Consider the following 22,440-nt stretch of genomic DNA (forward strand, 5'->3'; position numbering starts at 1 on the left):
GGGGTGTCGGTCTCTTGACGAATAAGAAAACTTCTCCGGATTTTTTGCTTGTTGTCATTACGTTACTTTTATTGACGATTGGTTTAATTATGGTGTACAGCGCAAGTGCTGTGTGGGCATCGTATAAATTTGATGATTCATTTTATTTTGCAAAAAGACAGCTTTTGTTTGCCGGAATCGGAGTTATCGCAATGTTTTTCATTATGCGGGTCGATTATTGGACGTGGCGGACTTGGTCAAAGATACTGATTGCAGTGTGTTTTCTCCTCCTCGTGCTTGTCTTGATTCCTGGTATCGGTATGGAGAGAAATGGTTCAAGAAGCTGGATTGGTGTCGGTGCGTTTAGTATTCAGCCCTCTGAATTTATGAAGCTTGCGATGATTGCGTTTCTTGCAAAATTCTTATCTGAAAAGCAAAAGAATATCACATCCTTTCGTAAAGGATTCGCCCCAGCACTAGGCATTGTGTTTTCTGCATTTGCCATCATTATGCTACAGCCGGACCTAGGTACAGGAACGGTTATGGTTGGAACCTGTATTATTATGATATTTGTTTCAGGTGCGAGAATCGCTCACTTTATCTTTCTCGGTCTTTTAGGGCTTAGCGGATTTGCCGCACTTGTCTTATCAGCACCCTATCGAATAAAACGAATTACATCTTATTTAAATCCTTGGGAGGATCCACTTGGCAGCGGGTTTCAAATTATTCAATCCTTATACGCTGTCGGTCCAGGCGGCCTGTTTGGAATGGGGCTAGGTCAGAGTAGACAAAAATTCTTCTATTTGCCTGAGCCTCAAACAGACTTTATCTTTGCTATATTGTCTGAAGAACTTGGATTTATAGGTGGATCACTCATTTTGCTTCTCTTTAGTGTTCTATTGTGGAGAGGCATTAGAATAGCCCTCGGGGCACCAGATTTATATGGAAGTTTCTTGGCAGTGGGTATCATCTCAATGGTTGCCATTCAAGTAATGATTAATATCGCAGTTGTCACTGGTCTCATCCCTGTGACGGGCATCACACTCCCATTCTTAAGTTATGGCGGTTCATCACTGACATTAATGCTGATGGCAATTGGCGTACTTTTGAATGTAAGCAGATATGCTAGATATTAATGTGCTGATAGTTCATGAAACCATATAGACTTTTATTTTGCAAAAGTATGAAAAAATGATTTGAAGAGTGAAAATGGCAGTTTCTGTTTCGAAAACATGATGATTGACTCTTCTTTACAGGTTTTGACGGAGCCCTGTTGTTTAAAACAGGGTTTATACTTTGTTCAGAGCAGAAAAAAATTGAGGGGAAATGGTATAATGCGTATAGTTATTAGTGGAGGCGGAACAGGCGGGCATATTTATCCTGCTCTAGCTTTTATTAAAGAAGTGAAAAGACTGCATCCTGATGTGGAATTTTTATATATTGGCACTGAGAATGGGCTTGAAAAGAAAATTGTAGAAAGAGAAAATATCCCTTTTAAATCAATTGAAATTTCAGGTTTTAAAAGAAAGCTTTCCTTTGATAATGTAAAAACAGTGATGAGGTTTCTAAAGGGCGTCCAAAAAAGTAAATCTTATTTAAAAGAATTTAAGCCGGATGCTGTTATTGGAACAGGTGGTTATGTGTGTGGTCCAGTTGTTTATGCTGCGTCTAAGCTAAAAATCCCAACGATCATTCACGAACAAAATAGCCTGCCAGGCATCACAAATAAGTTTCTGGCACGGTATGTGAATAAAGTAGCCATCTGTTTTGAAGAAGCAAAGGAACACTTTCCTTCAGAAAAGGTTGTTTTTACGGGAAACCCAAGAGCCTCTGAAGTCGTCTCTATTAAAGAGGGAAAATCTCTTAAAGAGTTTGGGCTGGATGAGAAGAAAAAAACGGTTCTTATTTTTGGCGGGAGCAGAGGTGCAGCTCCAATCAATCGAGCAGTGATTGACATGCAAGATGAATTAAAGGCAAAGAACTATCAGCTTTTATATATTACAGGTGAGGTTCATTATGAAAAAGTGCTGAACGAATTAAAAGAAAAAGGTGAAGCACCGAATATGATCACAAAGCCTTTCTTGCATCAAATGCCGGAGTATTTAAAATCAATTGATGTCATTGTTGCAAGAGCGGGAGCCACAACGATTGCTGAAGTGACGGCACTTGGAATTCCGACCATCTTCATTCCAAGTCCATACGTGACCGCAAATCATCAGGAAATTAACGCTAGATCACTTGAAAAACATGATGCTGCGATCGTTTTAAGAGAATCAGAGCTTTCTGGAGATCGCTTGCTTCATGCAATTGATGAAATTGCTGGTAATGACGAGAAACTACATCAAATGAGCCGTTTAACAAAAGAACTCGGAGTACCAGATGCGGCCACACGTTTATATAATGTGTTAAAAGAAATTACGACTTCATGATGAATGATATGAGGTAAGGCGGAGGGTAATATGGAGAACTTGAAGAATGAATTATTAGAAGCGCAAGTTGGTAAAGTACTTGAAAATGAATCGCTTGCAAATCATACGACAATGAAAATAGGCGGACCGGCCGATCTATTAGTCATCCCTAAAGATGTCGATGCTGTCAAAACAATTATGGATCAGGTGAAAAAACATGATACTCAATGGACGGTCATTGGGAGAGGGTCCAATTTACTTGTTCTTGATAAAGGAATTCGCGGGGTCGTTTTAAAGCTGGGTGCTGGGCTTGATCACTTAACTGTCAATGATGAAGAAATTACAGTTGGCGGAGGCTATTCAGTTGTAAGACTCGCGACGTCTCTTAGTAAGCAGGGGTTGTCAGGATTGGAATTCGCAGCTGGTATTCCAGGATCTATTGGTGGCGCTGTTTATATGAACGCAGGAGCACATGGATCTGACATCAGCAAGATTCTTGTGAAAGCGAGAGTCTTATTTGAAGATGGAACGATCGAGTGGTTAACTAATGAGCAAATGAACTTTAGCTATCGAACTTCTGTGCTTCAAAAGGAACGCCCTGGAATTGTTCTCGAAGCAGTGTTCAAGCTTAAACAGGACGAACGTGAGAAAATCACAAAGAAAATGCAGCAAAATAAAGATTACCGCAAGGAAACACAACCGTATAATAAACCATGCGCCGGCAGTATTTTCCGAAATCCATTACCTAAATATGCAGGACAGCTTGTAGAAAAGGCGAATTTAAAAGGATATCAGATTGGCGGCGCTAGAATTTCTGATATGCACGGAAACTTTATTGTCAATGCTGGTGGGGCGAAGGCTCAAGATGTGCTCGACTTAATTCAGTACATTCAAAAGAAAATCAAAGATGACTACAATGTAGAGATGCATACAGAAGTAGAAATTATTGGTGAAGCAAATTAAAGGCTACTACTTATGAATGATGGTATTACAGGAAAACAAACGGCATTTTTTCATGCCGTTTGTTTTCTAATCAATATGAGATAAAGAATGATCCAAAGGTGCGGACAAGCAGCTTTGAATGAGGTGAAGAGTATATATGCGGCCTGATCATGAAAATGAAAAGATCGTCAATATAGAAGAGCGAATCCCTAAAATTAAAGAACAAAGGAAGCAGAAAGCGAATCGGAGATTAATCTCTTTTATTTTGCTGTTTTTTATCATGGTTTTAATTATTGTCTATTTGCAAACACCAATCAGTAAAATTTCTTCTTTAACCATTACCGGTAATGAACATGTACCAACAAAACAGCTCGTTAAACTTTCGCAAATTAAAGAAGGCGAGACAGAGTTTTGGAATTTAAATAAAGATATGACAGCAGACCATATAAAGCAAAATAAATTGATTAAAAGTGTCAGTATCAAAAAACATTTCCCTAATAAGGTCAGTATTGCTGTCAAAGAGTATGCAAATATTGCGTATCTGCAAAAGGGACATTTTTATTATGAGCTTCTTGAAAACGGGACGGCTTTGCCAGATGAAGTAACACCAAGTCACGCAGGACCTATTTTTGTCGATTGGGACAATAAAGAGAAATTGAAGCAAACAGTGAAAGCTCTAAATCAACTGCCGGCTTCTATTCAGGAACTAATCTCAGAAGTATATTACGTACCGACTAGCTCCAATCAGTGGCTCGTTAAATTTTATATGAATGATGGAAACACCGTTATTGCATCAATTAAAACATTCGCAGATAAAATGACGACGTACCCTGCCATTGTCAAAGAGCTTTCGTCTTCTGAGAAAGGTACGATTCATATGGAAGTAGCTACGTATTTTGAAGCTTTTAAATCTAAGAAAAAGGAAGATGAACGTTGAGAGGCAAAACCGTCATATTCTCAATTGTAATGCTTGTTCTTGGATTTCTGATTTCTTTTTCATACCAATATACGAAGCAGCATCGAGCAGATGTCAATCGAACAGAACAATGGAAAAAAGAATATTCTTTGAAAAGTCAGCTAACAAAGCAAGAAAAGGCGAATCAAAAACTTGAAAAAGAACTTTATCGTCTTCAATCAAAAGTCCAAGAAACAGAGTTTGGTTTGAAAAATGAAAAAGAGCAGTATTTTAATGTTTTGGAAGATGTTGAGAAATACAGAATGTTTACAGGAGAAATAGGTGTAAAAGGGAAAGGGGTAAAAGTATCTCTTGAAGATGCATCTTATATCCCGAGTGGACAAAATGTCAATAATTACATTGTGCATGAGAGCCACATTTTCCATGTGATAAACGAACTATTTATATCAGGGGCATCTGCTGTAGCTATAAACGGACAAAGAATCACACACCAATCATACATACATTGTAACGGTCCAGTCGTCACGGTTGATGGTGTTCAACATCCAGCACCATTTGTCATATCTGCTATTGGAGATCCAGCTGTTTTGATTCCTGCATTAAACATTGCAGGCGGGGTGGTTGATCAGCTGACAAGTGATCATATTTCCATGACGATTGAAAAGAAGGATATTCGTATGAATCCTCTTCTAAGAAACAAAGATTAAATGTGAAAAGGTGAGTGGTGTTGAGGAAAAAGAAGCCATTACTTAGTTTGACAGTCCTGATGGTCATATTTGGCATCATGGTCTCGATCCAGTTTAACTCTCTACAAAAGCCTAAAGTTCGCGATACTCGAGACGTTTGGGAATTAAGAGAGGATTTATCTGCATCTAAAAGTAAGGAACTGGATTTATTGAAAGAAATTGATAAATATGATGAAATGCTAAAAAAGTATGGCAACCAAGAAGATCAATCCAAAGAAGCACAATTAACAAAAACGTTGAAGGATTTGAAAGAAAAGGCTGGTTTTACAGAGGTAACGGGTGAAGGAGTTGAAATAGAAATTACTCAGCTTTTTTCTAAGGAACTTACCGGAGAAGAAGTCAAAAATATACCACCTGATCTTCTGAAAAAATTAATCAACGAAGCCAATATGTTTGGGGCAAAACATATTTCCATTAATGAACACCGGGTGATTAACACCAGTGTTATTCGAGATATTAATGGTACGACGAAAATGGATGGTTACAGCATAGATGGTGATACAGTCACGATTAAGATGGTCAGCGAGCAGGCCGATAAATTATACAGCCGTTTAAATGTATCAGATATTGGTGATTTGTTTGCTCAGGAAAATTTCAGTTTGAGTATTAGACCGCCGAAGAAAAAAATTCATTTAAAAGCATTTGACGGTACAATTCAATTAAATGAATTGAAGCCTCTTGACGATGTAAAGGAGGGAAAATCTTAATGTGGCTTCCTGTACTTGGTTTAATCATAGGAGTTGCGATCGGTTTCTTAACGAATTTTACGATACCGAATGAGTATTCTAACTATCTTTCCCTCGCTGTACTTGCTGCGCTTGATACATTGATTGGTGGAATCAGAGCACATCTGCAAGGGGCATACGATGAACTAGTGTTTGTATCAGGTTTCTTCTTTAATATTATACTCGCAATAAGTTTAGCTTTTCTGGGCGTCCATCTTGGTGTAGACTTGTATTTAGTCGGAATGTTTGCATTCGGTGTTAGATTGTTTCAAAATATCGCCGTTATTCGAAGAATTCTACTAACAAAATGGACAATTTCTAGAGAAAAAAAGAAAAAAAGTGAGTCATAAAAAAGGATATACATATGATGTAACGAATATTTTCAGTAATCCTAATAAAAAATGTTGATTTTTTAAGTTTTGTTACACACTTGTAAAAACACATTCATTGTATTGTTGTTCAGCAAATAATAGAATAGAAAGTATTGATATGTGAGGAGGTGCCATAGAATGAACAACAATGAAATTTACGTCAGCCTTGACATCGGTACATCCAATATAAAAGTCATCGTCGGAGAAATGGCGGATGATTCGCTTAACATTATAGGTGTTGGAAATGTCCCTTCAGAGGGGTTAAAAAAAGGATCGATTGTTGATATAGATGAAACAGTTCATTCTATTAGACAAGCATTTGAACAGGCTGAGAGAATGGTAGGTTTTCCTTTACAAAAGGCGATAGTCGGAATTAACGGAAACCACATTCATATTCAGAATACGAGCGGCGTTGTCGCAGTGTCTAGTGAAAATAAAGAAATACATGCTGAAGATGTGAGACGTGTCTTGGATGCTGCACAGGTAGTATCTATTCCGCAAGAACATCTCGTAGTAGACGTCATTCCGAGACAATTTATCGTCGACGGAAGAGATGAGATCACAGATCCGAAAAAAATGCTAGGTGTACGGCTAGAAGTGGATGGATCGTTAATCACAGGTTCTAAAACGATTCTACATAACTGGCTCCGATGTGTAGAGCGGGCTGGTATTGAAATTATGGATATTTGCTTGCAGCCACTTGCATCGGGTTCAGCAGCGTTATCGAAAGATGAAAAAAATCTAGGGGTAGCTCTTGTCGATATTGGCGGCGGCTCTACTACGATATCCGTATTTGAAAACGGGCATCTCTATTCTACTCACAGTATCCCATTGGGCGGAGAGAACATTACAAAAGATTTGTCTATAGGACTTAGAACTTCCACTGAAGAAGCTGAACGAATCAAAAAGCAATTTGGGCATGCATTCTATGATGAAGCATCGTCTGAGGAGACATTTGAAGTTTCCGTCATCGGTACGGACCAAAAACAGACGTATACACAACTTGAAGCAGCCAATATCATCGAAGCGCGATTGGAAGAGATTCTGCTTTTTGTGGCAGAGGAATTACGCAATATGGGTGTCCATGATTTGCCTGGCGGATTCGTTCTAACAGGTGGACAGGCAGCTATACCAGGTATTCTTTCTCTGGCACAAACGGTCTTACAAAACAATGTAAGAATCGCAAGTCCTAATTATATTGGGGTCCGGGAACCTCAATATATGACAGGAGTGGGCTTGATCCATTTTGCTTATCGCAATGCAAAGATTCAGGGCAGACAGGTTGGATTCCAAATGCCGGATGAAGCATTTCATGAAGTAGGCGCGTCCATGGAGCCGGTTTCTTCTACACCACAAGTAAAAGAAGCTCAGCCAAGACCGAAAGTGAAACAAAAAGCGCAACAAGAGACAAATAAAAAACCGGGCAAAATGAAAAAACTATTTAATATGTTCTGGGAATAGAACTAGATTTTCGACGGATTAGGAGGATTCAGCATGTTGGAGTTTGAAACAAATATAGATGGCCTAGCATCAATTAAAGTAATCGGTGTAGGTGGCGGCGGAAATAACGCTGTCAACCGAATGATTGAAAATGACGTACAGGGTGTCGATTTTATTGCAGTGAATACAGATGCACAGGCGTTAAACTTATCAAAAGCAGAAACAAAAATGCAAATCGGTGCTAAGCTGACAAGAGGGCTTGGAGCAGGTGCGAATCCTGAAGTCGGTAAAAAAGCTGCTGAAGAAAGCAAAGAACAAATTGAAGAAGTCCTAAAAGGCGCTGACATGGTCTTTGTGACAGCCGGTATGGGCGGTGGAACTGGTACGGGTGCTGCACCTGTCATTGCGAAAATCGCAAAAGATTCAGGAGCCTTGACAGTTGGAGTTGTGACTCGTCCTTTCACATTTGAAGGAAGAAAGCGTCAGCTTCAAGCAGTTGAAGGGATTGCTTCTATGAAAGAAGCAGTTGATACGTTAATCGTGATTCCAAACGATCGCCTGCTTGAAATTGTCGATAAAAATACGCCAATGCTTGAAGCATTCCGTGCAGCAGATAACGTGTTAAGACAAGGTGTTCAAGGGATCTCAGATCTCATTGCAACACCAGGTTTAATTAACCTTGACTTTGCTGACGTGAAAACGATCATGTCTAACAAAGGTTCAGCTCTTATGGGAATTGGTGTCGCAACAGGCGAAAACCGTGCTGCTGAAGCAGCGAAAAAAGCCATTTCTTCACCACTTCTTGAAACAGCGATTGATGGAGCACAAGGTGTTATCATGAATATTACTGGTGGTACGAACCTTAGTCTTTATGAGGTACAAGAAGCAGCGGATATTGTCGCATCAGCCTCTGATGAAGATGTCAACATGATCTTTGGATCTGTCATTAATGATAACTTGAAGGATGAAATTGTGGTCACAGTCATCGCAACCGGTTTTATTGAGCAAGAGCCGGAAGTGACAAAACCTCAAAGAAATCCATTAGGACAAGGATTAAAGCAAAATCAATCCATTCCACAAAAGCGTGAAGTAAAACGTGAGGAACATCAGCAAACATCATCACAACCAAGACAAAATACACAGTCAAGTGATGATACATTGGATATCCCAACGTTCTTACGTAACCGCAATAAACGATAAGCAAGCACGATTCAACCCCTTCCTTTGGAAGGGGTTTTTTATGTATGCATGGTGAGAAGATCCTGAACCTGATTGATATAAAAGTCTTGTTTCTGTGTGTTATTTGGATCTATCGTATGTGTTTTGGCTTGAGTCTCTTAAGTCAAAAGAATCATTTTTAATTTCCTTTACAAAAAACGACAAAATGTTGAACTTTATTTGACTACATTAATGAGAACACCATGAATCTTGTCATGATCAAAAAGAAGGGGGAGGGCAGGATACACACTGTTTGACCATTTGAGGAGGAGGGATTTTATTGAAAGTGAAGTTTCGCAAAACCGCCGTCTATCGTTTCATAAGTCTTTTGGTGATTGGTACTTTAACGATGACAAGCTTTGGGATGGTTCAAGCAAAATCGACTTCTACCTCATATCAGGAGGAAGCCGTTTCCTCTCAGACAACAAAAGCCAAGATTTCTTCGAGATTAAAGAAGCAGTTTCAAAAGGAAGATAAGGTGACCTTCTTAGTCAAAATGAAGGAACAAACGAATGTACAAAAAGTAGCAAAAGAAGCTGTATCAAAAGCAAAAAAACAAAAATTAACCGCGGCTAAAACGCAGTACACAAAAAGATCAGCCGTTGTATCTGAGCTGAGAGCAACATCTGATGAAACGCAGCAAGCGCTCCTAGCGTATTTACAAAAGGAAAAAAAGAATAAGCAAGTGAAAGATATTCATTCCTACTATATTGTGAATGGTCTAGCTGTGACGGCAACAAAAGAAGTGATGGAAAAGGTTGCTTCTTTTCCAGAAGTAGCTCAAGTGCTGCCGAATGAAACACGTCAACTTCATCGTCCTGTTGATTTGAAGCATGCTAAGCCAAACAAACAAATCAAAGCAGTAGATGGAGTTGAATGGAATATTGCTCAGGTGAATGCACCAGAAGCGTGGGATTTAGGCTATGACGGGACCGGAACCGTTGTGGCAAGTATTGATACAGGTGTCGAATGGGATCACCCTGCGCTAAAAGAAAAATACCGCGGGTTTGATCCTGCTCGTCCGAACGAACCATCTCATGAACTGAATTGGTATGATGCCACAACAGGCTCTGAAGTCCCTTATGATGACTTGGAGCACGGGACCCATGTGACAGGCACAATGGTTGGTTCTGAGCCAGATGGACAGAATCAAATTGGGGTCGCACCGGGAGCAGAATGGATTGCAGTGAAAGCTTTTTCAGAAGATGGCGGTACAGATGCTGATCTGTTAGATGCCGGTGAGTGGATTTTAGCACCGAAAGATCGTAACGGAAATCCTCACCCAGAAAAGGCACCTGATGTTGTGAATAATTCGTGGGGCGGTGGGCCAGGTCTTGATGATTGGTATAAAGATGTAGTGAATGCTTGGAGAGCAGCAGACATCTTTCCAGAATTTTCAGCCGGTAATACCGATTTATTCAATCCAGGCGGTGCGGGTTCGATTGCAAATCCTGCTAACTATCAAGAAGCCTTTGCTACAGGCGCAACAGATCATGACAACAAGTTAGGGTCTTTCTCCCTTCAGGGTCCTTCTCCATATGGCGTAATGAAACCAGATATTGCGGCTCCAGGAGTAAACATTCGTTCTTCGATCCCGGGAAAAGGATATGAGGATGGGTGGAATGGTACATCGATGGCAGGTCCGCATGTCTCAGCTGTTGTTCTTCTTCTTCGCCAAGTGCAATCAGACCTTTCTGTTGATGAAATACAGCAAATTCTCATTGAGACAGCGAAACCACTGACAGATCAGCAATTTCCTGAATCCCCTAACAACGGTTATGGGGCAGGGTTGGTTGATGCAAGAGAGGCGATTACGGCTTTAACCAATGGAATCGGTACGATTGAAGGTCAGGTGACAAAAGAGGGAGAAGATACAGAACCACCTGTTTTTTCACATAAAGGTCCGAATGAAATTTTTGCTGCAACGCCAACCCCATTGACCATCACTGCAGAAGATGGGATAGCAGTGACAAATGTTTCTTTGACTTACCGAGTAGATCAAGGTGAGTGGGAGACGCTGAAAGCCAACCGCACGGATGGAAATCATTTAAAAGGAACCTATACGGTGCAGCTCCCTGAACTTGAGGGGGAAAACGTGACATACCGATGGATTGTGAAAGATTTTGGAGGAAATGAAGCGGCATCAGATTCTTATACACTTCCAATTAAAACATCCATCACCACTGGCTACTCACAAGATTTTGAAGCATGGCCAAGTGGATGGTTCAGTGGTGGAACAAAAGATCCGTGGCAGTGGGGAAAACCGTCCACAGGTCCAAAACAAGCATTTAGCGGGGAACATGTCTATGCCACCAATTTAGACAGTCCTTATGAAAATAAAACGGACGCCAATTTGTCTATGCCGCTCATTGCTGTACCAGATTCAGGTTCTTCCTACCTGCAATATCAATACTGGCATGATCTCGAAGCCAATTATGATTATGTGCATGTCTATGTACAGCCAGAGGGTGAAGACGCTGTTCAAGCGACAGCTTATACGGGGAAAACAAATGCGTGGACAGCAGGCGAAGTTGATTTATCTGCTTATAAAGGTCAAAAAGTGAGAGTCTTGTTTCAGATAAGAACAGATGGCAGTGTCACAAAAGATGGCTTTTATTTAGATGATGTGAAAATCACAGATGAGGCTTTGTCTCAACAAGCCAAGAACCAGCTAGGTGTGATCAAAAAAGAAAAATCCACAAGCCAGAATAAAAAATCAGTTGATCCAAAAAAGGCAAAGCCTGCTAAAGTAAAAAATAAACATGTACAAATTCAAAAGCAAAACAGTCATGATGCTCCGTCTATTCAAGCTCTTCCAATGAGAGCGCAAATCAGTGTTCTAGAAAGCGGAAAATCAACTTCCACCGATGAAGCGACAGGGAAATATCAGCTGTCTCAAGGAGCAGGAGAATGGACAGTGAAAGCGGAAGCTTACGGCTTTGAATCACGGTCCCAAAAAGTCAAAGTGGCATCAAAAGAAACAGCAGAAGCGAATTTCTCCTTACAGCCGCTAGAGAAACGAACGATCTCCGGCACGGTCGTCAATGAAACAACTGGTGAAAAGGTGAAGAATGCAACTGTTTATCTTGTGGAAGACGCAAAAATTGAGCCGGTGAAAACAGATGAATCCGGTGAATTTTCTCTAGAGGCATTAAGCGGTGTCTATACAGTCAAAATTTTTGCAAAGGGGTTTAAAGGCTATACGTTTTCAGCGGATGTGACGGAAAAGCCACTTGAAAAGTCAGTGAAACTTGAGCCCTTTATCGGTTTTCCGGGAGAGATTGGCTACGATGATGGAACGGCTGAAAATGCACGGGCTTTCTACGATCCTGGCAATGGGTGGGCTGTGAAGTTTTCATTAGAAAAAGGAAAAAAACAAGCACAAGTCACAGGTGGTCTTTTCCGGTTTTGGACATCAGAATGGCCAGCTCCTGGAGGCGATGAATTTGCTGTTGAAGTATATGATGCTTCTGGGAAGGGTGGCGCACCAGGTGAGAAAATCGCAGGACCTTTAAAAGCAAATGCGCTGCGTAATGGTGAATGGACAAAAGTAGATTTAGAAGATCAAGCCATTACAGTGGATGGAGATTTCTATCTTGTTTATATTCAAACGAAAAAGAATACCGAATCTCCGGGACTTGCCACAGATGAAGATGGCCCTAATGCTGAAAGAAGTTGGCAGCTGACGAGCGGTGCTTTTTCTCCTTCTCCGAAAGAAGAGGGGAATTATATGATACGTGCGCTCGTAAACTATGAAGCAGATATACCAGAAATCACTTCTCCAAAGGCAGGAACCATTACAAATCAAGGTGAATTGACGATTGAAGGCACGGCCTCTCCGGGTCTCGATGTGGCCATTTATCAGAATGATGAAGAGGTGGCCAACGTCAAATCAGATGAGTCGGGTACTTTCAAAGAAAATGTATCTGTTCCAAGTGGAGAGCATGTCTTCACGGCGGCGACTGTAACGGATAAAGGCTCAACAAAACATTCCAAGCCAGTCAAGGTGATCATCGATCAAACAGCACCGACATTGACCATTGATACACCGAAAAAAGGCGACAAGTCTAATAGAGAATCACTCACGGTGGAAGGGAAAGTAGCGGATGATTATCTAGATCAAGTCACAGTCAATGGAAAAAAAGCGACCGTAAAGGATGGGGCATATTCTGCAAGGGTGCTGCTTGAGAACGGGAAAAATACAATCAAAGTGACAGCAAAAGATGCGGCTGGAAACAAAACGACTAAAAAGGTCGACATCGATGTACAATATGATGCACCTGTCATTTCTGAATTAGCGCCAAAAGACAATATGAATCTATCATCAGGTGAATCGGTTAAGATTTCATTTAAAAGCAGGGAAAAGCTAGATGCCACCTTTGTTCTTCATATGCCGCTGACAAATGCTAGATCAAAACTTCAAAACACAACCGAACTGCCGATTCGTGAAGTAGCACCGGGAACGTATGAAGGCTACTGGACGGCGACATCTATTGCAAAAGCAAAAGGTGCAGTGATTGAAGTCATTGTCAAAGATGATTATGGAAATGTCACAAGACAGAAGGCAGAAGGAACACTCACCATCAATGAGAAAGAATGACAGCGAAAAAGACACGACTCTTCGGAGCGTGTCTTTTTTTGTGCAATTGATAGAGGAGACACTTGTCCAACAAATCATTCCGATGTTCTTTCTGTTTCATACGTCGACAAAAACGATAACAATCCACCAAAAGTTCTCTATCATCCCCTACAAGAATTGACAGACTTCCATCCGATGACTGTTTTATACTGGTACAAACAAGTGCAAGTACTGCTTTTGATTCTTTGTTTCAGATGAAAGGAGCAGAAGGTGGTCATTTATTTAGATGTCATTTGGCTGTTAAACTTTTGTTTTGATCTATTGCTGCTCTTACTCACGGCATTTATTCTCAAACGACAAGTGAAAAAAAGGCGATATATGTTAGGAGCTCTCATTGGATCGAGCATTGTTCTCTTGCTCTTTACGCCATTTGCAATGATTGTGTCGCACCCTTTAGGCAAACTGCTTTTTTCTGTCTTGATCGTGCTTGGAACCTTTGGCTTTCAAAGATTTCGTTCCTTTTTTCAAAACCTGTTTGCTTTTTACTTTGTCACATTTTTGATGGGAGGGGGCATGATCGGGGTTCATTCGTTTTTGCAGACAAATACAGTCATTCAAGATGGACTGCTTATTTCACAAAATGATGGATTTGGTGATCCCATTAGCTGGCTTTTTGTTCTCACTGGCTTTCCGGCCATTTGGCTGTTTTCAAAGAAACGATTAGGAGAGGTTGGTGCGAAAAAAAGACAATATGACGAACAAGTACTTGTGGAGATACACATTCAAGGAGAAACGATCCGCTTAAATGGTCTGGTCGATTCTGGAAATCAGCTGTATGATCCATTGACGAAAACACCTGTCATGATCGTCCAGCTCGATCAGCTCACATCTATTTTCGGAGAGCCATTTATAGAAAAAATGAAACAGTTTCATCCTGTTGAATTGATGCAAAAGCTCGATGACCATTTTCCGCTGCTTGATCGTTTAAGACTCGTTCCGTATCGCGCAGTCGGTCATGATCACGGGTTTCTACTATGCTTTAAACCAGATACGGTCGTCCTTTATACAAAAACGCATATGATCCAGCCAGCGAAGTGTTTTGTTGGGATGAGTCTGAGTGGATTATCAGCAGATCAGGAATTTCAAGCCATCATTCATCCAGAGATGTTAGACGGAAAAATGATACAAGGGGTGTCGTAGTTTTTTTGTGATGTCTTTTATCTTACGAAGTCAACTGGACATTTAGAAGGGAGAAGAAGATGAAAAAATTAAAATTTAAACTCACTTACTACTGGTATAAACTCCTCATGAAGCTAGGGCTAAAGAGTGATGAGATTTATTATATTGGTGGAAGTGAGGCACTGCCTCCGCCATTATCAAAGGATGAAGAACAAGAATTGCTCGTTAAATTACCTAAAGGTGATCAAACAGCAAGAGCCATTTTGATCGAAAGAAATTTGCGATTGGTCGTTTATATCGCAAGAAAATTTGAAAACACAGGGATTAACATTGAGGATTTGATTAGTATCGGAACGATAGGCCTCATCAAGGCAGTAAATACGTTCAATCCAGAAAAAAAGATCAAACTGGCCACATATGCGTCTAGATGTATTGAAAATGAAATTTTGATGTATTTGCGCCGAAATAATAAAATCCGTTCAGAAGTATCCTTTGATGAACCGCTTAACATCGACTGGGACGGTAATGAACTGCTTTTATCAGATGTACTTGGGACAGATGATGATATTATCACCCGCGATATTGAAGCAAATGTCGATAAAAAATTACTGAAAAAAGCGTTAGAACAATTAAACGATCGTGAAAAACAGATCATGGAACTGAGGTTCGGTTTAGTTGGCGGTGAAGAAAAAACACAAAAAGATGTTGCCGACATGCTTGGTATTTCTCAGTCCTATATTTCAAGGCTCGAAAAAAGAATTATTAAACGATTGCAAAAAGAATTTAATAAGATGGTCTAAAAAAATTTTTTTGAAAGCTTTATCCCTGCACTGTCAAAGGGATCACCATTTTTTCACATCTTTCACGTCGTAGACCGTGCATATTTTTCCATCCCACGGAGATACTGAACTTTGTACAACAGCTCCTGTAGGGAGGGAAAAAAGTGTCCAGAAATAAAGTGGAAATCTGCGGAGTCGACACCTCCAAACTGCCTGTTCTGAAAAACGACGAGATGAGAAAATTATTCAGACAGCTGCAAGATGAAGGTGACGATACAGCAAGAGAAAAGCTAGTTAATGGCAATTTGCGGTTGGTTTTAAGTGTGATCCAGCGTTTTAACAACAGAGGCGAGTATGTTGATGATCTCTTCCAAGTAGGCTGTATCGGATTAATGAAATCAATTGATAATTTTGATTTAAGCCACAATGTCAGATTTTCAACTTATGCGGTTCCTATGATCATAGGAGAAATCCGTCGATACTTGCGCGATAACAACCCTATCCGGGTGTCTCGTTCACTAAGAGATATTGCCTATAAGGCGCTTCAAGTCCGTGAGAGACTGATTAGTGAGACAAGCAAGGAACCAACGGCAGAAGACATTGCCAAAGTGTTAGAAGTCCCTCATGAGGAAATTGTTTTTGCCCTAGATGCCATTCAAGATCCTGTTTCTTTGTTTGAACCGATTTATAATGACGGAGGAGATCCGATTTATGTGATGGATCAAATTAGTGATGAACGGAACAAAGATACACAATGGGTAGAAGAATTGGCCTTAAAAGAGGGAATGCGCAGATTGAATGATCGAGAAAAAATGATCCTTCGCAAACGCTTCTTCCAAGGCAAAACACAAATGGAAGTGGCAGAAGAAATCGGCATTTCTCAAGCACAAGTATCAAGGCTTGAAAAAGCAGCAATCAAACAAATGAATAAAAATATTTTTTAAAGCCGCCGCTAATGTGCGGCTTTTTTCATTCTTTTTAGAGAACCCATCTCTAGTATTGACTCTGTTATTTTTTTCATTTAATCTGTTTTTAACAAATGTTATTTGAAATATCATTTGTGAGGGAATAGAGAAGCGGAAAGAAGGGTTATTATGACATTCCATGATGAAAGAAGGCTGCTCATTAAGGTTGCGCATATGTACTATGAAGAAGGCGCCACTCAATCTAAAATTGCAGAAGCTGTTGGGGTTAGCCGTTCGCTCATATCGAAATATTTGGCAAAAGCACGTGAAGCAGGAATCGTGGAAATCATTATTCATGATGAAGTGAATCAACAATATGGTTCGTTAGAAAGAAAAATAGAGCGAAAATACGGGCTGCGAGAAGTCGTGTGTGTGGAATCTCTCAGTCAAGAAACAACAAAAAGTCGAATAGGAGCTGCGGCTGCGGGCTTTTTATTAAAAGTCATGAAGGATGGACAAGTCATCGGTTTTTCATCAGGGACAACCTTGCATGAAATGGCGAAAGCGCTTACGTCTGTTCAGCATTTTCCGTCTGTGACATTTGTTCCGCTAGTCGGAGGCGTCGGAAATGAAGATGTTGATATTCATGCCAACTATATTATTGGAAGATGCTCAGAAGCACTCAAATCCAAATGTGAGTTTTTACATGTGCCTGTCATGCTTGATACGAAAGAAGCGAAAGATGTACTCATTAGACAGCCGTCGATCAAAAAAGTCATTGAATTAGGAGAATCATCAAATATCGCGGTCGTAGGAATAGGCGGGGTTCCGCAACATTCAACGATGGTGAAATCCTATATGACAAGTGGTGAGGAAGATATCCTGCAAGCGAAAGATGTCGCGGGTGACATTTGTTATAACTTTATTGATCATAAAGGTGAAGTGTATCCGCATCCGTGGAACGACCGGGTGATGGGGATCAGTCCTCAAAAACTGAAAGAGATCCCGCTTGTGATTGGTGTCGCTGGAGGAGAAGAAAAAATTGAAGCGATCAGGGCAGCGTTAGAAGGTGGATTAATTCATGTGTTAATTACAGATGAACAAACCGGAGATGCCCTATTAAAGTAACTACCTAAGCCGATTAGGTAGTTTTTTTGAGTCTTTAGACTCAAAAAGATTGAAAATTTTATCGATTTTATCTTGACACAAAGTTGACACATCATATAAACTAAGTTCATAACAAATGATAAATAAAATAACAAATGTTACAAGAAACAGATTTTTGTTAATTTTTATAACATTTGTTAAAAGTTTCAGATTATTTTTCTAGCAATCTATTGTGAAGCAAGAAAACCTGAAAGGATGATTTAGATGTCAATTTATCAACAATTGTTAGCACGAGAACGCAGCGGAGATCCAATCAAAGTTGGGATAATCGGGGCAGGCCAAATGGGGTTTGGACTCATTTCACAAATTTCTAAAATTCCAGGCATGATTGTCGCAGGTGTTTGTGATATTCATCTTAGTGCAGCTGAGAAAGCAGCGAATTTTTACAAGCAACATGCGAAACCACATCAAATGGTCGTCACAAATGATTACAGAGAAGTGATTCAATCAGATTCCGTGGAAGTCGTTGTGGATGCAACAGGTGTTCCAGAGGTCGGAGCAAACATTTCTTTGGAAGCGCTTAATTCAAAAAAACATCTCGTTCTTTTAAATGTAGAAGTCGATATTACGATCGGTTTGGTCATGCATAAATTATTCACGAATGCAGGACTTGTTTACTCTGGATCAGCTGGAGATGAACCAGCAGCAACGCTAGAACTATATGAATTTGCAAAAACAATGGGGCTTGAAGTATTGGTTGCTGGGAAAGGTAAGAACAACCCATTCTTCCCAGAAGCAAACCCAGATACGTGTAAAGCTGAAGCAGATAGTAAACATATGAGTGCCCACATGCTGGCAGCATTCCAAGACGGAACAAAAACGATGGCAGAAATGAACCTATTAAGTAATGCAACAGGACTTTTGCCTGATAAAGTCGGCATGCACGGAGTAGAAGCGAATTTAGAAAATGTAGCAGATAAATTAAATCAAAAACAGCAAGGCGGCGTACTGGATAACTTCGGAGTCGTTGAATATGTAAACGGACTGGCACCAGGTGTCTTTGTCATCGTCAAGAGTGATCTTGAGCCAGTAGATGAAGAGCTTCGTTACTTAAAAGTTGGAAAAGGTCCTCACTACACACTGTATCGTCCTTTCCACTTAGCAAGCCTTGAAACACCAGTGACGATCGCAAAAGCAGTCTTACAACATGATTCTTCAATCCATCCAATTGGTGTACCAGTATCAGAAACTGTCGCTGTGGCGAAAAGAGATATTAAAGCAGGAGAAACACTTGATGGTATTGGCGGATACTCCGTAAGAGGTGTACTTGAAACACATCAAGACATGAAAGCGAACGGCCACATCCCAATTGGCTTAATCAGCGGAAAAGTGGTAGCGAAAAAAGATATCAAATTGGGGCAATTCCTATCTCATGATGATGTAGAACTTGATGCAAGCACAACGGTCTGGAAGCTGCGTTCATTACAAGATCACTTATTTCAATCATAAGGACGTGAGGCTATGGAAAAATTAGCAATCGTACTTTGTATCATTCTGATTGTGCAGTATGGTTTATCGTTTATTCAAATCAAGTACTACCGCAAGAGCATGGATTCACTGATTGACGACTATAAAGGGAAACAAGGCTATCACTTGTTTTCAGGAATGGAGCGGCGCAAATTTGGTCCTGGAGCCATTGCGCTCATCATTGTCGATGAATCATACATCATTCAAAAGTGTCATGTGCTGGGTGGCGTCTCGATTTTGTCTAAATTTAAGGAACTGCCTTCCTATGAAGGAAAACATGTGGGGGCTGTGCTTGATGAGCATCACATGATGAAACAAACATTGAAAAAGCGCAAAAGGGGACCAGCTGTCATGCAAGCACTCTCCATGGCAGCGGAGCAGGCGCTTGTCTCGATTTCTAAAAAAAATATAACAAATGTGAACTAAGAAAGGGGAGATGAAACATGGAATGGATTCAATGGTTTGGAGAGCACTTTATCGGGATGTTTGAAGCCGGCGGAAAGCAGTTCATGGGTCTTGTGACAGGTATCGTTCCAACGCTTGTTGTGTTACTTACTTTCACTTATGCTGTCATGAAGTTTATTGGAGAAGAGCGAGTGAATAGAGCGATTCAGTTTGCAGCGAAATATACCATTTTGCGCTATACGTTAATGCCGATCTTATCCGTTCTTATTTTGACAAACCCAATGGCTTATACGTTTGGCCGCTTCTTACCTGAAAAACAAAAACCAGCATTCTATGATTCAGCTGTTTCATTTGTTCATCCGGTGACATCGCTGTTCCCGTATGCCAACGCTGGAGAACTGTTTGTCTACTTAGGAATTGCGAACGGGATTAAAGAAGCTGGATACTCTATGTCAGAGCTGGCTGTTCGTTACTTCTTAGTCGGGATCGTTGTCATTTTACTTCGCGGAATCATTACGGAATGGATCACAAAGTACTTAGCAGGAAAAATGAAAGCGAATTCACAATAGGGGAGGGTTAGACATGACAAACCACAAAGTATTTGTTGCAAAAGGTGCTGGCGGATGGGGAAAAGGATTAGAGCTTGAACCAACCGGTAAAAGAAGAAAGGTCGTTTCCATTACAGGAGGAGGCATTCACCCAGTTGCACGTAAAATTGCAGAAATGACAGGGACAGAAGCATGTGATGGCTTTAAAAATTCTATACCAGAAGATGAAATGATGTGTGTTGTCATTGACTGCGGAGGAACAGCGCGAATCGGACTTTATCCAATGAAACGCATTCCAACTGTCGATGTGCTGGCATCCTCTCCTTCTGGACCGCTTGCAAAACACATTACAGAGGATATCTTCGTATCAGGTGTCACAGAAAAAGATATTTCCTTTGCGGAAGCAACTGATAGTGAAGGGAATGTAGAAGGTCAAGAAAGCAGCGGCCCAATTGACAAAGAGAATTTCAAAGAAACCTATTCAAAACTGAAAGAGGAAAATATCGAGCGTCAAGAAAAAGGGAATTTCCTCATGAGATTCTCAAGAGGAATCGGAAAAGTAACCGGCACATTCTATCAAGCTGGTCGTGATTCTGTTGATATGCTCCTTAAAAACATTATTCCATTCATGGCCTTTGTCAGTATGTTAATTGGAATTATCAATTATACGAAAATCGGTGATCTGATTGCCCATTTCCTTTCACCTTTGGCAGGATCTTTATGGGGGCTCTTACTGCTCGTTGTTGTCTGTACCTTACCGTTCCTGTCGCCTGTCTTAGGACCTGGGGCAGTCATCGCACAAGTCATCGGTGTACTGATTGGTAGTCAAATTGCACTAGGAAACATTCCGCCTCAATTTGCTCTTCCAGCACTGTTTGCGATCAACGGTCAAGTAGGGTGTGACTTTATCCCGGTTGGGCTATCACTTGGTGAAGCGAAGCCGGAAACGGTACAATATGGGGTACCAGCTGTTTTGTATAGCCGTCTCATTACAGGCGTTCTATCTGTTGTGATCGCATACGTTGCCAGCTTCGGTATGTATTAAACGTATTAAAGGAGGAATCGAGATACATGGTAACACAATCTGTCGTAAAAGAAATTGGGATCTTAGTCCCGCAGTTTAAAGAAGATAAGCTGATTGTTTTATTTGGACCAGCAGCGCCGCAGGAATTAAGAGATATGTCTGTCATTCATGAGTTTGAACACTTAGAAGAAGAGCCGCTGAAATTAGGCGGAACGATTCAAGTGGGCGACCAAACTTATACCATTACTGCTTTAGGCAATAAAGCAAATGACAACTTTAAGGAACTCGGCCATATTTCGATCTACTTCCAAGAGCCGTTTGATGATGTATTACCGGGAGCTGTCTTTGCATCCCCGCATACGTTTCCTGATATTAAAGAAGGCGTACGAATTGAAATTTCGTAACCATGGAAAAAGCTGTTCCTTATAGGGAGCAGCTTTTTTGCGTTAGGTTTACTGATTGAAACATTTGCGATATGCTGTAGACGTTATTATTTGTATATTCAGAATTTTTATTCAGGGGGAAAAGATCGTGTCGCTTGACTTGAAGGATGTTTCTTTAAAACGAAATGGAAAATGGCTGCTTCGTTCTATTGACTGGCAGGTGAAAAACCAGGAACACTGGGTGCTTTATGGTTTAAATGGTGCTGGGAAAACGGCTTTATTAAATATGCTTTGCTCATATTATTTTCCAACGTCAGGTGAGATGACGGTGTTAGGCCATGTGTTTGGCAAGGAAGCGCTTGGTGAAAAACTAAGGAAGAAAATTGGTCTCATCTCTGCTGGTCTTGAAAAGAAGCTGCACAGAGATGACAATGCATTTGAAATTGTTTTGAGCGGGGCATTTGCTTCCATCGGACTTTATGAAACACCGACAGATGAGATAAGAGAGAAGGCGATTGATTTATTAAAAACATTTGGCTCGTTTCAATATGCCAATCGCACGTATGAAACCCTCTCGCAAGGGGAGAAACAAAAAGTGCTGATCGCAAGAGCTTTAATGAATGATCCGAAGCTTCTAATATTAGATGAACCTGTGACAGGTCTTGATTTTTTAGCAAGAGAACAAGTTCTGGAGACGATCTCATTGATTGCATCAAAACCAGATGCGCCCACATTGCTCTATACGACCCACCACGCAGAAGAGATTCTCCCGATTTTTCAGCATACCTTATTATTAAAAGAAGGTACTGTTTTTCATAAAGGGGAGACAAAGCAGATGATGACAAGTGACTTGCTTTCTTCCTTTTTTGAATGTCCAGTTGAAGTCATGTGGCAAAACGGCCGCCCTCACTTAAGTAAATTGTAGATAAGAGAAACTATTGGTCTGCTTCCCTGCTTTTCCATCATACATATTATAGTAGAAAACGAAAGGCGGGGAAGGACAGATGATCAGTATTTCTGAATTCCAAATCAAAGATGTTGTCGATGTGTCCAGCGGAAAAAAATTAGGTACCATTGGAGACATCGATATCAATGTCACGAGCGGTAAAATACAAGCGATTATCATTGGCGGTACAGGTAAAATGATGGGATTTTTCGGAAAAGAAGAGGAAATGATTGTCCCGTGGCGAAATATAGTAAAAATTGGCGAAGATGTGATACTTGTCCGTTTGTCTTCTTAAAATTCGTATAACTCCTCA

At 40.5% G+C, this 22,440-nt stretch carries 21 protein-coding genes; all 21 read left to right on the plus strand.

Annotation, left to right across the window (positions count from 1 at the left end; translation table 11 throughout):
- The first annotated feature begins 14 nt into the window (after positions 1 to 14).
- The 21 genes from spoVE to ID12_RS12160 all read left to right on the plus strand — a co-directional run bounded on the left by spoVE (position 15) and on the right by ID12_RS12160 (position 22,422).
- A complete protein-coding gene (gene spoVE, locus ID12_RS12060; RefSeq protein WP_007499768.1) occupies positions 15 to 1,115 on the plus strand; it encodes a stage V sporulation protein E in 1,101 nt (366 codons plus the stop codon).
- 198 nt (positions 1,116 to 1,313) lie between these two features.
- Entirely contained in the window at positions 1,314 to 2,408 is a 1,095-nt protein-coding gene (gene murG, locus ID12_RS12065; protein WP_024720309.1) for an undecaprenyldiphospho-muramoylpentapeptide beta-N-acetylglucosaminyltransferase, read from the plus strand.
- A 30-nt stretch (positions 2,409 to 2,438) separates the two neighbouring features.
- On the plus strand, positions 2,439 to 3,350 hold the full coding sequence (gene murB, locus ID12_RS12070) for a UDP-N-acetylmuramate dehydrogenase (protein WP_050827237.1): 912 nt from the start codon (positions 2,439 to 2,441) through the stop codon (positions 3,348 to 3,350).
- A 136-nt stretch (positions 3,351 to 3,486) separates the two neighbouring features.
- Entirely contained in the window at positions 3,487 to 4,266 is a 780-nt protein-coding gene (locus ID12_RS12075; RefSeq protein WP_007499762.1) for a cell division protein FtsQ/DivIB, read from the plus strand.
- A complete protein-coding gene (locus tag ID12_RS12080; protein WP_007499760.1) occupies positions 4,263 to 4,952 on the plus strand; it encodes a DUF881 domain-containing protein in 690 nt (229 codons plus the stop codon). Before ID12_RS12075 ends, ID12_RS12080 begins: the two co-directional genes overlap by 4 nt.
- 20 nt (positions 4,953 to 4,972) lie before the next feature.
- A complete protein-coding gene (locus tag ID12_RS12085; RefSeq protein WP_007499758.1) occupies positions 4,973 to 5,698 on the plus strand; it encodes a DUF881 domain-containing protein in 726 nt (241 codons plus the stop codon).
- The gene (locus ID12_RS12090) at positions 5,698 to 6,066 is read left to right on the plus strand and encodes a small basic family protein (protein WP_003210988.1); all 369 of its coding nucleotides are present in this window, start codon (positions 5,698 to 5,700) and stop codon (positions 6,064 to 6,066) included. Before ID12_RS12085 ends, ID12_RS12090 begins: the two co-directional genes overlap by 1 nt.
- Before the next feature lie 159 nt (positions 6,067 to 6,225).
- On the plus strand, positions 6,226 to 7,548 hold the full coding sequence (ftsA, locus tag ID12_RS12095) for a cell division protein FtsA (protein ID WP_007499754.1): 1,323 nt from the start codon (positions 6,226 to 6,228) through the stop codon (positions 7,546 to 7,548).
- Between the two features lie 33 nt (positions 7,549 to 7,581).
- Positions 7,582 to 8,727, plus strand: a complete 1,146-nt coding sequence (gene ftsZ, locus ID12_RS12100; protein WP_007499752.1) for a cell division protein FtsZ — start codon at positions 7,582 to 7,584, stop codon at positions 8,725 to 8,727.
- Between the two features lie 298 nt (positions 8,728 to 9,025).
- Complete coding sequence (locus ID12_RS12105; RefSeq protein WP_050827238.1) at positions 9,026 to 13,345, plus strand: S8 family peptidase; 4,320 nt, start codon at positions 9,026 to 9,028, stop codon at positions 13,343 to 13,345.
- A gap of 249 nt (positions 13,346 to 13,594) precedes the next feature.
- Positions 13,595 to 14,524 carry a sigma-E processing peptidase SpoIIGA gene (spoIIGA, locus tag ID12_RS12110; protein ID WP_050827239.1) on the plus strand — a complete coding sequence of 310 codons (930 nt, stop codon included), beginning with the start codon at positions 13,595 to 13,597 and terminating at the stop codon, positions 14,522 to 14,524.
- A 59-nt stretch (positions 14,525 to 14,583) separates the two neighbouring features.
- Entirely contained in the window at positions 14,584 to 15,303 is a 720-nt protein-coding gene (gene sigE / locus ID12_RS12115; protein ID WP_007499746.1) for an RNA polymerase sporulation sigma factor SigE, read from the plus strand.
- Positions 15,304 to 15,446: 143 nt separating this feature from the next.
- On the plus strand, positions 15,447 to 16,226 hold the full coding sequence (gene sigG / locus ID12_RS12120) for an RNA polymerase sporulation sigma factor SigG (RefSeq protein ID WP_003211879.1): 780 nt from the start codon (positions 15,447 to 15,449) through the stop codon (positions 16,224 to 16,226).
- Between the two features lie 150 nt (positions 16,227 to 16,376).
- Positions 16,377 to 17,315 (plus strand): sugar-binding transcriptional regulator, encoded by a 939-nt coding sequence (locus ID12_RS12125; protein ID WP_007499742.1) that lies wholly within the window; start codon positions 16,377 to 16,379, stop codon positions 17,313 to 17,315.
- Positions 17,316 to 17,558: 243 nt separating this feature from the next.
- Complete coding sequence (locus tag ID12_RS12130) at positions 17,559 to 18,803, plus strand: NAD(P)H-dependent oxidoreductase (protein ID WP_007499740.1); 1,245 nt, start codon at positions 17,559 to 17,561, stop codon at positions 18,801 to 18,803.
- A 12-nt stretch (positions 18,804 to 18,815) separates the two neighbouring features.
- Positions 18,816 to 19,247, plus strand: a complete 432-nt coding sequence (locus ID12_RS12135) for a transcriptional regulator GutM (RefSeq protein ID WP_008354650.1) — start codon at positions 18,816 to 18,818, stop codon at positions 19,245 to 19,247.
- Positions 19,248 to 19,264: 17 nt separating this feature from the next.
- Positions 19,265 to 19,795 (plus strand): PTS glucitol/sorbitol transporter subunit IIC, encoded by a 531-nt coding sequence (srlA, locus tag ID12_RS12140; protein ID WP_003210918.1) that lies wholly within the window; start codon positions 19,265 to 19,267, stop codon positions 19,793 to 19,795.
- A 13-nt stretch (positions 19,796 to 19,808) separates the two neighbouring features.
- Entirely contained in the window at positions 19,809 to 20,819 is a 1,011-nt protein-coding gene (gene srlE, locus ID12_RS12145; RefSeq protein WP_017359358.1) for a PTS glucitol/sorbitol transporter subunit IIB, read from the plus strand.
- Positions 20,820 to 20,845: 26 nt separating this feature from the next.
- Positions 20,846 to 21,202, plus strand: coding sequence for a PTS glucitol/sorbitol transporter subunit IIA (locus tag ID12_RS12150; RefSeq protein WP_007499733.1), 357 nt, complete (start codon positions 20,846 to 20,848; stop codon positions 21,200 to 21,202).
- Positions 21,203 to 21,329: 127 nt separating this feature from the next.
- On the plus strand, positions 21,330 to 22,106 hold the full coding sequence (locus ID12_RS12155; protein ID WP_019743283.1) for an ABC transporter ATP-binding protein: 777 nt from the start codon (positions 21,330 to 21,332) through the stop codon (positions 22,104 to 22,106).
- A gap of 79 nt (positions 22,107 to 22,185) precedes the next feature.
- Positions 22,186 to 22,422 (plus strand): YlmC/YmxH family sporulation protein, encoded by a 237-nt coding sequence (locus tag ID12_RS12160; RefSeq protein ID WP_008344958.1) that lies wholly within the window; start codon positions 22,186 to 22,188, stop codon positions 22,420 to 22,422.
- Positions 22,423 to 22,440: the final 18 nt, after the last annotated feature.

It is taken from the genome of Bacillus altitudinis, from assembly GCF_001191605.1.
Classification (GTDB): domain Bacteria; phylum Bacillota; class Bacilli; order Bacillales; family Bacillaceae; genus Bacillus; species Bacillus altitudinis.

What these genes read in the sequence shown, in the direction of transcription:
- murG (WP_024720309.1), top strand. Translation starts at nt 1,314, where the DNA reads ATGCGTATAGTTATTAGTGGAGGCGGAACAGGCGGGCATATTTATCCT.
- murB (WP_050827237.1), top strand. Translation starts at nt 2,439, where the DNA reads ATGGAGAACTTGAAGAATGAATTATTAGAAGCGCAAGTTGGTAAAGTA.
- ID12_RS12075 (WP_007499762.1), top strand. Translation starts at nt 3,487, where the DNA reads ATGCGGCCTGATCATGAAAATGAAAAGATCGTCAATATAGAAGAGCGA.
- ID12_RS12090 (WP_003210988.1), top strand. Translation starts at nt 5,698, where the DNA reads ATGTGGCTTCCTGTACTTGGTTTAATCATAGGAGTTGCGATCGGTTTC.
- ftsA (WP_007499754.1), top strand. Translation starts at nt 6,226, where the DNA reads ATGAACAACAATGAAATTTACGTCAGCCTTGACATCGGTACATCCAAT.
- ftsZ (WP_007499752.1), top strand. Translation starts at nt 7,582, where the DNA reads ATGTTGGAGTTTGAAACAAATATAGATGGCCTAGCATCAATTAAAGTA.
- sigE (WP_007499746.1), top strand. Translation starts at nt 14,584, where the DNA reads ATGAAAAAATTAAAATTTAAACTCACTTACTACTGGTATAAACTCCTC.
- ID12_RS12125 (WP_007499742.1), top strand. Translation starts at nt 16,377, where the DNA reads ATGACATTCCATGATGAAAGAAGGCTGCTCATTAAGGTTGCGCATATG.
- ID12_RS12130 (WP_007499740.1), top strand. Translation starts at nt 17,559, where the DNA reads ATGTCAATTTATCAACAATTGTTAGCACGAGAACGCAGCGGAGATCCA.
- ID12_RS12135 (WP_008354650.1), top strand. Translation starts at nt 18,816, where the DNA reads ATGGAAAAATTAGCAATCGTACTTTGTATCATTCTGATTGTGCAGTAT.
- srlA (WP_003210918.1), top strand. Translation starts at nt 19,265, where the DNA reads ATGGAATGGATTCAATGGTTTGGAGAGCACTTTATCGGGATGTTTGAA.
- srlE (WP_017359358.1), top strand. Translation starts at nt 19,809, where the DNA reads ATGACAAACCACAAAGTATTTGTTGCAAAAGGTGCTGGCGGATGGGGA.
- ID12_RS12150 (WP_007499733.1), top strand. Translation starts at nt 20,846, where the DNA reads ATGGTAACACAATCTGTCGTAAAAGAAATTGGGATCTTAGTCCCGCAG.
- ID12_RS12160 (WP_008344958.1), top strand. Translation starts at nt 22,186, where the DNA reads ATGATCAGTATTTCTGAATTCCAAATCAAAGATGTTGTCGATGTGTCC.